The 11,218-nt window shown below is 41.5% G+C and carries 11 protein-coding genes and 1 pseudogene; 6 read left to right on the top strand and 6 right to left on the bottom strand.

The genetic code is table 11. The annotated features are described in order from the left end of the window. Positions 1 to 140: 140 nt before the first annotated feature. A complete protein-coding gene (gene cscK, locus ACTRWI_RS20990) occupies positions 141 to 1,070 on the bottom strand; it encodes a fructokinase (RefSeq protein ID WP_499133676.1) in 930 nt (309 codons plus the stop codon). Positions 1,071 to 1,690: 620 nt separating this feature from the next. On the opposite strand from cscK, the gene ACTRWI_RS20985 reads away from it, so the two are divergent. Both ACTRWI_RS20985 and ACTRWI_RS20980 read left to right on the top strand, forming a co-directional pair. After that, positions 1,691 to 2,494, top strand: coding sequence for a hypothetical protein (locus ACTRWI_RS20985; RefSeq protein ID WP_499133675.1), 804 nt, complete (start codon positions 1,691 to 1,693; stop codon positions 2,492 to 2,494). 81 nt (positions 2,495 to 2,575) lie between these two features. Continuing rightward, positions 2,576 to 3,238, top strand: coding sequence for a hypothetical protein (locus ACTRWI_RS20980; RefSeq protein WP_499133674.1), 663 nt, complete (start codon positions 2,576 to 2,578; stop codon positions 3,236 to 3,238). A 51-nt stretch (positions 3,239 to 3,289) separates the two neighbouring features. Here ACTRWI_RS20980 and ACTRWI_RS20975 read toward each other — a convergent pair. After that, positions 3,290 to 4,266, bottom strand: a pseudogene (locus ACTRWI_RS20975) (IS481 family transposase). A 29-nt stretch (positions 4,267 to 4,295) separates the two neighbouring features. On the opposite strand from ACTRWI_RS20975, the gene ACTRWI_RS20970 reads away from it, so the two are divergent. Together ACTRWI_RS20970 and ACTRWI_RS20965 are read left to right on the top strand one after the other, a co-directional pair. Further along, positions 4,296 to 5,564, top strand: coding sequence for a terminase large subunit domain-containing protein (locus ACTRWI_RS20970; RefSeq protein ID WP_499133673.1), 1,269 nt, complete (start codon positions 4,296 to 4,298; stop codon positions 5,562 to 5,564). Between the two features lie 49 nt (positions 5,565 to 5,613). After that, entirely contained in the window at positions 5,614 to 6,576 is a 963-nt protein-coding gene (locus ACTRWI_RS20965) for a phage portal protein (RefSeq protein WP_499133672.1), read from the top strand. 493 nt (positions 6,577 to 7,069) lie between these two features. On the opposite strand, the gene ACTRWI_RS20960 is transcribed toward ACTRWI_RS20965, so the two are convergent. From ACTRWI_RS20960 to ACTRWI_RS20950, 3 genes are all read right to left on the bottom strand, one after another. Then, on the bottom strand, positions 7,070 to 7,405 hold the full coding sequence (locus ACTRWI_RS20960; protein ID WP_102413705.1) for an energy transducer TonB: 336 nt from the start codon (positions 7,403 to 7,405) through the stop codon (positions 7,070 to 7,072). A gap of 521 nt (positions 7,406 to 7,926) precedes the next feature. Beyond that, positions 7,927 to 8,508 (bottom strand): hypothetical protein, encoded by a 582-nt coding sequence (locus ACTRWI_RS20955; protein ID WP_499133671.1) that lies wholly within the window; start codon positions 8,506 to 8,508, stop codon positions 7,927 to 7,929. 238 nt (positions 8,509 to 8,746) lie between these two features. Beyond that, positions 8,747 to 9,016 carry a hypothetical protein gene (locus ACTRWI_RS20950; RefSeq protein WP_499133670.1) on the bottom strand — a complete coding sequence of 90 codons (270 nt, stop codon included), beginning with the start codon at positions 9,014 to 9,016 and terminating at the stop codon, positions 8,747 to 8,749. A 289-nt stretch (positions 9,017 to 9,305) separates the two neighbouring features. Between ACTRWI_RS20950 and ACTRWI_RS20945 the strand changes: the two genes are divergently transcribed. After that, a complete protein-coding gene (locus ACTRWI_RS20945; protein WP_499133669.1) occupies positions 9,306 to 10,610 on the top strand; it encodes a hypothetical protein in 1,305 nt (434 codons plus the stop codon). Positions 10,611 to 10,739: 129 nt separating this feature from the next. Then, positions 10,740 to 10,991, top strand: coding sequence for an Ogr/Delta-like zinc finger protein (locus ACTRWI_RS20940; protein WP_499133668.1), 252 nt, complete (start codon positions 10,740 to 10,742; stop codon positions 10,989 to 10,991). Here the strand turns inward: ACTRWI_RS20940 and ACTRWI_RS20935 are convergent. Further along, the coding region (locus ACTRWI_RS20935; protein WP_499133667.1) for a hypothetical protein at positions 10,988 to 11,218 on the bottom strand (231 nt) is incomplete at its 5' end. The genes ACTRWI_RS20940 and ACTRWI_RS20935 overlap by 4 nt on opposite strands.

Below are 11,218 nucleotides of genomic sequence, written 5' to 3'. Positions count from 1 at the left end.
TCGAACATTAGCAAAACATGAATAACTTTTCGTATTGAAAAATGACTTAGTGATTTGTCCAGTATTGCGGGAGCAAATCACTTTGCTCTGCGGCTCAATTCGAGATCACCGCATATATACCTCTTTAATTCATGCGTGTTTTAAGTGTCTTTTTCAATAAATTGAACAAGGGCATCTTGGGTTGGCAGTGCGGTCATCGCCCCCTTTTGTGTGGTGGCTAATGCCCCGCAACCATTCGCCCATTGGATTGCAGAATCAATGACTTTTTGACTTTTCCACGCGTCATATTGAGAAAGCTTTGCCAGTAAACCGCCAACAAAAGCATCGCCTGCCCCCGTGGTATCCAACGGCGTCACCGAGTAACCTGAAATCAACACACATTGGTTTTCAAAAAAACGCCAAACACCATTCGCGCCCTGCGTCACCAAAACCAATGTGTTGTTCAGATCGGCAATATGCGCCAAACCTTGTTCCATCGACGTTGAATCACTCAAGAAATTAAACTCTTCTTCTGAGAATTTAACCACATCAGCCAATTCCACCGCTTTCATGACCACTGGCTTAATTTCAGACTGCTTTTGCCATACTTCATCGCGAAGGTTCGGATCGAAGCTGATGTAACCACCCGCAGCTTTCATACGTCGGATGGCTTCAAAGGTGCTACTACGGCTTGGTTCACTCGCCAAAGCGTTTGAGCAAGCATGTAACCACTCGTTTTTCTTAAAATCGGGAATGTCTTCCACAGACATAAACTGGTCGGCACTTGGCTTCACCATAAACGTAAAACTGCGCTCGCCTTGATCATCCAGATCAACCACCACGGTTGATGTGCGTTGTTCCGGGTCCTTAACTAAACGCTCCGTATTCACCCCTTCCTGTTGCAGAGTCACTGCCATAAAAGCGCCAAAAGGATCCTGCCCCACACGACCCAAAAATGCACTTTTTCCTGACAGACGAGCGATCGCTACCGCGACATTGGCAGGCGCTCCGCCCGGACATTTCAATAGTGTCGACTCAGTCTCCGAGATGAGATCGACCACTGCGTCTCCCGTTACCCAAACTTGATTCATATATTTCACCTTAAAAACTGAACATCCTAACAACCGAACACTACATACGCTTGACGCGGTCAGTACAAAGTATAGTGGCATAGTGAATTAGTGCACCGGCTCAGATGAGATTCAGCTCAAGCAACTCGAGATGGCATCGACGAGTAAAACTTCAGGTCTATGAAGCCTCTGAACAAAATCTTCTTGGAGGGACAAGTTAGATTTGGAAACTGTAGATAACGTTAGGTATGTGGAGATCTCTTAGTGCAGTGTCCAGCTTTGCTTGTGTAGATCATGCCAAAAAAGAGAGAGCACCAATGAACAGAATCAAGGAAATCTTACGTCTCCGATACAACTGCAATCTTTCCAATTTACACATCACAGCCTGCCTCAGTATCGCTCACTACATTGTTTCTTAGCATTTGTCTATCTAAATTTCATTATTTAATAGCTGGTTAGCTCGTAATAGCCTGAATATGAGTGATGATATTTAAGTGATAAACATCTTACATTTTTACTAATTTAACGTTTGTTTTCTCATATTTGAGAGCTAAATCATTTATTTCCTTTATGTTTATAGGGATCATATATGCATGCTTTTTTATATTCATTATTAATAATAAGTAATAGGTGAAACATAGATGCTAAATAAAAAAACAACGGCAGGTCTCTTCATGTCAGCATTTTTAGTTGTTGGCTGTGGTAGTGAAGGTGGTGCTGGCGGAGGTACTAATGGCGGAGGTACTAATGGCGGAGGTACTAATAGCGCAGGTACTAATGGCGGAGGAGATAACGGTTCGACCAGAGTAAATTCTGAGTTAAATAGTTCGTGGGTACTCTCTTATAAAAATAATGCCGATATTGATTACACTGATTTCGTCATCATTGATAATGGTAAGCTTGTAGGAACGGGAAATGGCTCCAGTACTCCTGTTAATGTTGGTACAGCAACCAAGGCTGGCTCAAGTTTGTCTTTGTCATTAACTTCCCCAAGTTTGGGGAATGTAGAGTTGAGCCTGAACGGTATAAATGGTTCGAGTTCCCTTTATCATGGGAGTACAAAAGGTTTGACAGCAAGCCTGACTAAGTATGGAAATGGACGAACTCAAGACACTGTTACAGGGGGTTGGAAAACCAAAAGTGGATATGACTTCCCAATTGATGCATCAGGCAACTTCTCCTCCACACATGATACTAGTGGCTGTTTAATTAATGGGAGCTTGACTTATAAGGAGAATGGAATCTATGAGCTTAATGGAACGGCTTCTGCCTGTATAGATGGCACACTTGACGGTAGTTTTGAGGGCTATGGTGTCGTAATTAATTCCGCTGAAATTCTTGGAAACAAAAGAGGCTTAGCACAGCTAATTTTTTCTCATGAATCCATTTCAGAGTCAAATATTAGTAAAAGGTATCAGCCGTTATCATTAACTTTAGGTAACTAAAACCGCTTGCGAATCGCATAAGTAGAAATACAAACAATTTAACGCATAACTTTAAATACATTTAATGAAGGGAAATTTCGAATGAAGAACGTTAAAATTAAACTCTTGGTTGCATTATCTACTTTGGGTATCTTGTCAGGATGCGCTACCCATGGAGTAGTTACTGTTCCAGTTGTACAAGCGGTTGATAACGAAGCATTTGAGAATAAGACTATTGCAACAGAGTTATATTACAGCCAACCTAAACCAGGCGTATTTTCTGGAGGGGAAGTCTTGCCTATGAAGCCGATATCTGAGGCGGAGCTATCTGTTGGTTCAAGCCGAGTAATGGCAAGATTCAATGAAATCTTATCTCATCAAATGCCGATGAATACCAAGGTTACCAATACCGAAAATAGTGATTATGTTTTTGTTACAGAGTTGCAAGCAAAGGATAAAAAAGGACCAGCCTATGCAGATTATGATATGGCACTTAGTACTGGAAAAAAACTTTTAACTTTGGGCCTAGGTTCCTCAGAGTATACAATTATTGCTGACTTTGATGTGACATATAAATTGCTAGATAACCAAGGAAACTTGTTGTCGCAAGAGACGTTTACCATAGAAGATGAAATTGATCATGAGCGTGGTGGATTTGACGGCTACGACATAGGTCAAGATTTGGCAGCGAAATTGCTTGAGAAAAATATTGTTACCACAATGAATAAGTTCTTCAGTAACACTAGCGAGTTACCATTAAATTAATTTTTGTGGATTATCCGGCAGCGGCCAAGTTTATAGCCTGAAATGTGTGATTCATAGAGATGGTTTCAATTTTCTCAGCCGAAGATCAAGCTTGTAATTCTGCTCTTGAAACCTCTCTTTACGGATCTGGTAATGCTGTGACACATCTTCAGACAAAGGAGTTTGTTCGGATAGCTCTGTGATCCTGTCTATCGGTGTTAGCCCCTTTAAGGAGCTGTGAGGCCGTTCCCAGTTGTATTAGTGTGCCATTCAGCTAGAAACAGATCCAGCTCTTCCAGCCCCACACCAACATCTATGGTCGGATAAAATTCACTTTTATCTGTTTTCTGGGAGCGTTCAACTTTGCCATTCAAGTGAGGGGAACCAGGCTTGTTGGGGCGAAACTTGATGCCATAAATCATAAGTAGCTTCTGGACTTTATCTGCAAAGAATTCGCGCCCTCTGTCCGTCTGAATACGCTGGATAGGAAATGGCATTTCCTCCACTACACATTCTATAAAGTTGACTGTATTTGCTGCTGTACGCCGAGAGTAGCACCTCAGAACCCGATAACGTGAGCAGTCATCGATAGCTGTGTACTGATAAATTCCAGGTGCGATTTTGCAGGTATCCATCTGAACTCTATCACCAGGAATCGGGCGTTCGTATCTTTGGAAGTCCTTTTTACGTCGGTAAGTTACTATCGGCTTCACAGAAGCTTCTGACAGTACCTTGTGGATAGTCGCTGTGCTTAGGTGTACTTGGTGAAGCCGAATTAGTTCAGTTTGCAAGCGCCGCGCCCCTAGATTACGTTTCACACGCATCTCAAGGATCAATACTCTTATTTCATCCGTTATTTTGCTATCGGGAGAAGAATGAGGCCGTCTGCTCTGGCTTTCCAGACCAGCGACTCCATCCTGCTTATATCGATTTGTCCACTTCCGCAACGTTGGTCTGGAAATACCACAACGTCGACATACGAGGCCTGCATCACCACATTCCTCATACATCTTTATCCACTGTAGTCTTTGCTTAATTTCCCTGTCCATAGACATCCAGTATAATTGAAAGGATGTCTATGAGTCACACACGCCAGATTGGCGCCACCTACTACTTCAGTGGTGAAGCGTTAGAAGATGCGATTTTGACCGGCGATAACCAGATATTTTTGTCGGCGTCTCGCGCCCAGGCCGAAGTATTCAGAAGTTACATCATTGCGATTGCTCAAGCGTTCTTAGGCATCGAATTGACCGGCAACCCGATCATTCTTTCTAATGGCGCAGAACTCAGATTCTTATCCACCAACTCCAAAACCGCGCAAAGTTATCATGGTCACGTTTATGTGGATGAATACTTTTGGATCCCTAAATTCGATGAACTCAACAAACTCGCGTCCGCCATGGCAACCCACAAGAACTGGCGCAAAACCTACTTTTCGACCCCTTCCGCTAAAACGCACCAGGCTTATACCTTTTGGACGGGTGACCAATGGCGCCAAGGTCGAGATACCCGCGCCAATATTGAGTTTCCGACCTTTGACGACTATCGCGACGGTGGACGTCTCTGCCCAGACAAGCAGTGGCGTTACGTGGTCACGATTGAGGATGCCGCTGCAGGCGGCTGTGAGCTATTTGATATCGATGAGCTGCGCGACGAATACAGCAAAGACGATTTCGATAATCTGTTTATGTGTGTCTTCGTCGACGGCGCCAGCTCGGTCTTCAAGTTCTCAGCCCTTGAGAAAGCCATGGTCGACATTAGCCGGTGGCAAGATTTCAAGCCCAATGACAACGATCCCTTCGACCGGCGTGAAGTTTGGTTAGGTTACGACCCAAGCCGAACCCGAGACAACGCCTGTTTAGTCGTCGTCGCCCCGCCTATTGTGGCCATTGAAAAGTTCCGAGTACTGGAAAAGCACTATTGGCGCGGGTTGAACTTTCAATACCAAGCTCAGCAAGTCTCAAAAGTGTTTGAGCGTTACAACGTCAGCTATTTGGGCATCGATACCACTGGCATTGGCGCGGGTGTGTATGACTTACTCAGCAAAAAACACCCGCGAGAAACCGTGGCCATTCAATACAGCAACGAAAGTAAAAACCGATTGGTAATGAAGATGATTGATGTGGTCGAAGCCAATCGCATTCAGTTTGATGCTGAGCATAAAGACATTGCCATGGCTTTCATGGCCATTAAGCGGGCGACCACCAACAGCGGTAACAACATGACCTTCAAAGCGGAGCGCAGCGAGTTAACTGGCCACGCCGATGCATTTTGGGCTATTTCACACGCTTGCATTAATGAGCCGCTCGACCACTCAGAAAAACGAAAATCAACTTGGCAGATGTAACTCTCTGACTGAACAGAAAACAGAAACAATCACAAATGATGAAAGCTTGATGTTTAGCTTTGGTGAGCCTGAGATCATGAATCGTGATTTTACCAACTACGATTACAGCGAGCTGTATTACAACGACGATGGCGACTATTGGGAGCCGCCACTTGATAGAATGGGCTTAAACAAACTCACGCGAGCCAACGCCTATCACGGCTCTATCTTAATGGCTCGCCGTAATATGATTTCAGGTCGTTACATCCAAGGTGGAATGCAGAAGCAACAAATGCAATCGGCCGTGCATGACTTCTTGGAGTTCGGTGATACTGCCCTGCTTAACCTGCGTAATTACTTAGGCAAAGTCGTAGGCCTTTGGCCAATCCCCACCATGTATTTGCGAAAACGTAAGAACGGTGACTTCGCTTTTCTAGAGCGGGACAACAAGCAAAAACGCTACAAGAAAGAAGACATCATTTTCATCAAGCAATACGACCCTGTCCAACAGGTTTACGGTGGGCCAGATTACTTGGGGTGTGTCCAATCCGCATTACTTAGCCAGGACTCCACCATCTTTCGCCGCCGGTACTATAAGAACGGTTTGCACATGGGTTTTATCTTCTACGCCACCGACCCAAACCTCAGCAAAGAAGATGAAGACGACCTAAAAGAAAAGATGGCTTCTAGCCGTGGTGTGGGCAACTTCCGCTCGATGTTCATCAATATTCCGAACGGTAATGAGCGAGGCATACAACTCATACCCGTTGGCGACATTGCGACCAAAGATGAATACGAAAAGATTAAAAACGTCACTGCGCAAGAAGTGATCACTGGCCACCGCTTTCCTGTAGAACTGGCCGCCATTATTCCAAATGGTGGGACCCGTGGTGACCCCATTAAATTCGATTACGTCTACTGCAAGAATGAGGTCATTCCGGCTTGTGAGATGTTCATGGACGCGGTCAATGGGGATCCCGAAGTGCCGAAAAACCTGCATTTAACCTTTAACCTGGACAACATTGCCACGTAAACACAGTGACATTTTTTGCAATTTTGTTTTTCGTTGCAATTCACGCTCAGCCCTTATCTCACAGGGGCTGAGGCGATACGAAACTGATCATAGAAAAAACACAAATGATCATCAAAAACTGACCTAAAATACAGAAACCCATACATTTCAATTACTTAAAAACACACAACAGATCAACACTGATCGTCAAAATTTCAATTTATTGCAATTTTTTGCACTCTTCGCAATTTTGTTAGGCGCCCTGTAAGCCATTCTCAGCGCTTCAATTATCCCCCATCCCCCGTTATTCCTAAAGGGCTCTCGACTTATTAGCTTTCTATTACGGTCGCAGAATTTCACTGAAATAGAATTGCGAAAAAATGAGATCGAAAACGTCGCAGGTGGGGAGGAGGAGTGCGTTTTCCGTGTGTTGGGTGTGCTTTCGGTGGGACTGTGTGACAGGCGTAAAAAAGCCACCATGAGCGGTGGCTGTCTGAGGAAGTCTTGCTTTAAACTAGATTTTAAACTCTATTTTTTCTTTTTGAGCAATAATTTCAACGTCATTGAGTGGTTCATATTTCCATTTTGATAATGCTTGTACAGCTACCTTTTCAAAGATTCCCTTTGGGGTTGATTCGATTACAACAATATCTGTCACATATCCTTGCTTATTGATGTTAAACGTCATGACCACATACCCTGATAGATTATTCTCATATGCTACTTTTGGGTATCTTGGATTTACAACCTCAATTGGAACCAAATCTACATATTCTGATGAACCCGTATTGTCCAGAAAATTCGAACATCCAGCGATTAAAACAAGGGTAAATAGTTTCAAAATTCTCATAATATTCTCTCTGGTACATAACACATTACAGAGGAAGCAACTTGTAAATTATTCATACTCGTATTCTGGCCCAATAAATAAGACTAAAGTCTTTCCATCTCTGAAGCCTGCATTGATTGAAACCCCATCAACAATGGACTTATAAGGCTTCTCCGCCTTGAGGCTTTCGTAAATACTATCAAACAAATGCCCTGTTCTGACTCCTTCCGTAAACTGAGTAATTGAAGCAAGATACATATATTTCTATGTAGTAATCTGATGTGAGTGAGGATACACATTGATATGGCATATGATCAACAGCTTATCTGTCGCTGATGATTGTTCACTTCACAAAATGCAGAATTTCGCTGAAGTAGAATTGCGAAAAAATGAGATCAAAAACGTCGCAGGTGGGGAGGAGGAGTGCGTTTTCCGTGGGCTGGGTATGCTTTCGGTGGGGCTGTAAGACAGGCGTAAAAAAGCCACCGTGAGCGGTGGCTGTTAGAGGTAGTTGCGCTTCAAACTTGATACTAAGTTTATGACTAGTTAAGAACTCTTTCTGTACCACCTTGCTCTTGATGGTAATATTTTACTTCTTCTATCTTTTGCTTTGATTCTTCTTCACTTAATACTTTTTGCTCAGCTAACCATTTAAACTTGTTGATCTCATTAGCTAGCTCGTTCTCCATATTGATATCCGAATACCAGGCTAAAAGCTGCTCTTTGCGTCGACTCATCAATGCATCGACTACTGCATCATGCTGTTTATCTTGTATGATAAATAGGTTAACGTCGTTAGTGTTATAAACTGTGTAGGTAATTTTTGATACAACCGTCCAAATTAAACAAGCACCACCTATTAAGATCCACATTGGATCTAAGTAAAACGCTTCACGCGTAAAACTGCCATATCCACTTTGAAAAATACCAATTACAATCCAAAGAATGCCTACATTTCTCAGCCACTCATTCTGTTCAATGAACTCTGAACTTTTATGTGGCAAGTCACCGTAGTAAATATCTGCATCACCTTTACCCGACGATTGCTCGTAGCCGTAATTAAATCGATCGTCTCCGAAACTGAAGGTGAATTTATTCTTGCCTTTCTTTTGTACAATTTCCATTTCAATACCTTATATCTTGCTCATTGTTTAATTAGAACAATGAGTAGACAATCAAGTCAATATTCATCAGGCAAATGAGTGACCAAGCACAATCAAAAACCTTACGCGTTAAGTAGTGAGCAACGCAACCACCTTACCTAACCCATTGCACCGAAACACAAAACCCAACGCAAAGGCAAAAATGCCAAGCATTGTGAATCCCTCTTACAGTGCTTGTCATATGCAATTTACCAATGACTTAAGGCTCGTCTCGTTCACCAGTTGTTTTGATTTTTAGATTTAGATTTACACCACCACCGAATTCTGTCGATGGACCATGCGATATGCTTTGCGAACGATGAAATACGTATAGCCCAATTGCTGCGATAACAGGGATTAGCCAAATAATTGTGATTTGCGCTACTTTTTGAAGTGAGTTTAATTCACTTCTTGTTGCGACATAGACAGAACCGCATAAGTTAATAAAGCTAATTCCCAAAAGAAAAACAATCCAATTGTAAAATTCCATTTTCCCTCCATAGCTCATACAGCTTTATTAGACAGAATACACATTGATATACCACATGATCAATAACTTATCTGTCGCGTATGATTCATCACTTCACAAAATACAGAATTTCGCTGAAATAGAATTGCGAAAAAATCAGATCAAAAACGTCGCAGGTGGGGGCAAATCTTCAAACTGGTTAGACCAAACCTAAAAATGCACACCCACTATTGATTGACTTTATGGATTGCTGTACCGTCAATCATCATTCAAAGTTATCCATTCAGCTCAAAGAGGCATAATTAAATATATGAAAAAAAAACTATTTTTAAGCTTAAACATATTAGGATTAGCTGCTGTTAGTGGCTGCGGTGGAGATGGAGGAGGTGGAGGAAATGGAGGAAATGGAGGAACACAAACTCATAGCTACTCAGCAGACTCTAAATATAAAAGTCAATTTAAGCTATCCCCTATTGATGCTGACCTACCAGAATTATTCGCTTCAGTTAAAAAAACCACCTTAAAATCACATAGTTCATCTTTTAAATTCACTGATATTGATTTTGAAAACTTAGGAGGGAACAAATGGAAAATAACGAACTACACTCCTCAACCATTAAAGAGTCTAGTTGTAAGATTAAACAATAATAAATTATCGTTGTTAGAATTAAGTGCAGAAATACAAGGTTATACCGAAGCAGAATTAGACTTCCCAACAGAAACAGTTACCTCTTTAAGTTATTCTAGTCAGTCAGAGATATTCTTACCTATAATAAGAGTTGATAACCACAAAGACTCTAACTGTGCAACAAAATCTACGGGAACTTGCTATAACGATTTAAATGATGATGAGCGAAACCCTTATTTAAACATAGTAACAAAGATTAAAGAGTCATTTAATCGAAGATCTTTCTCTAAAGCCCTTGATGACTTCTTTATAAAAAATTGTACCGAATACAGCAACTGTAAAGATTACAAAAATGAAGGCTTAAGCTACGGAACTAAAGCATTGTTAACTTTGGGTGCAGAAGGTCACGAGCTTGGCTTATACTCCATGCGAAGAGAGTATGCTGCTCTTGGGATGGGAGGAGGTAGTATGCCAAATATTGATAATTACATAGTAACCTCTGGTGGTTGGGCTTCGATATGGGAAGGGCGCTTTAAACCTGGAAACGACGCAAACTTAACGACAACGTATGATGCATTATTTCATGAAATTGGTCATGCGTACGGCTATGGTCATGATAGCGGAATTACTTATGGTTTTGCTGATGATTGGGCTAATACTTACGTGCAAGAAAATTGGAATGCTAATGATAGAGAAAATATTTCTAAACTTCGCACCCCAGAATTAGCTATTGATATATCACATTTAAGTACAGGTGTTGCTTTAGTAAAAGCATACAAAACAATTAACAATAAAGAACCTATCAATATAGAGATCATAAATGTCGAAGATAGTAACATTACTGTAGAAAAAACTAGTACAGGAAATGAATTTTTAATTAAATTTAACAATAAAATATCGACACCAACCTATTTTAGAGTAGGGTTTGAAGATAGTGATTACTTATCAACTATAAAAATCGATGCTAGCGTTCTGTTTCCTGTTTAAATAAATCGACTATATATAATCGTCTTACTAAAAAGATAAAAAATCACCCTAATAGGTAGTAGGGCTGTATAAATCCTCAGCATAATTTAGTACCATGAGCTTATCATTTCGATAGGTTCATGGTGTTATATGAGAGTAGTTTGCCCCGAGTGTGGCGAGAAAGCCCGCATACAAAAATCAAACCGTATTTCAGCGAGTTATAGCGATTTATATTGTAGTTGCAGTGACCCAGAGTGCGGTCATACCTTTGTGATGAACCTTTCCTTCAGTCATACCCTTAGCCCTTCAGCTAAAACGACTTCTCAATTGGCTTTTGAAATGGTTAAAGCTCTTGCACCCGATCAGCGCCAAGAGCTAAAACAACAACTCTCATTCCTCTAAAGATTAAACGCTGGACTTCTTACCTCATCAACCATCTCAATTAGCTGCTTAATGGCGGCTATTTTTTCTGGTTTCAGCTCTTCTTTTTGATCCGCAACCAACAAACTCATCAAATAAATACCTATCTCAGCCCTGCTTTCACCTTCAGTGCTGAGTGCTACAGCATCTATAATGAACCCCATTGCTTGTATGAATATGTCCTGACTTTTTAACGTCATAGCTTTACT

Source organism: Pseudoalteromonas sp. G5_S1_14_S5 (genome assembly GCF_054968605.1).
Note: the sequence above shows the minus strand (reverse complement) of the source record. Positions and strands in the feature narration are given on the sequence as shown.

Bases quoted from the DNA above. Each gene is read 5' to 3' on its own strand.
- cscK (WP_499133676.1), bottom strand. From the start codon at position 1,070: ATGAATCAAGTTTGGGTAACGGGAGACGCAGTGGTCGATCTCATCTCG.
- ACTRWI_RS20985 (WP_499133675.1), top strand. From the start codon at position 1,691: ATGCTAAATAAAAAAACAACGGCAGGTCTCTTCATGTCAGCATTTTTA.
- ACTRWI_RS20980 (WP_499133674.1), top strand. From the start codon at position 2,576: ATGAAGAACGTTAAAATTAAACTCTTGGTTGCATTATCTACTTTGGGT.
- ACTRWI_RS20970 (WP_499133673.1), top strand. From the start codon at position 4,296: ATGAGTCACACACGCCAGATTGGCGCCACCTACTACTTCAGTGGTGAA.
- ACTRWI_RS20965 (WP_499133672.1), top strand. From the start codon at position 5,614: ATGTTTAGCTTTGGTGAGCCTGAGATCATGAATCGTGATTTTACCAAC.
- ACTRWI_RS20960 (WP_102413705.1), bottom strand. From the start codon at position 7,405: ATGAGAATTTTGAAACTATTTACCCTTGTTTTAATCGCTGGATGTTCG.
- ACTRWI_RS20955 (WP_499133671.1), bottom strand. From the start codon at position 8,508: ATGGAAATTGTACAAAAGAAAGGCAAGAATAAATTCACCTTCAGTTTC.
- ACTRWI_RS20950 (WP_499133670.1), bottom strand. From the start codon at position 9,016: ATGGAATTTTACAATTGGATTGTTTTTCTTTTGGGAATTAGCTTTATT.
- ACTRWI_RS20945 (WP_499133669.1), top strand. From the start codon at position 9,306: ATGAAAAAAAAACTATTTTTAAGCTTAAACATATTAGGATTAGCTGCT.
- ACTRWI_RS20940 (WP_499133668.1), top strand. From the start codon at position 10,740: ATGAGAGTAGTTTGCCCCGAGTGTGGCGAGAAAGCCCGCATACAAAAA.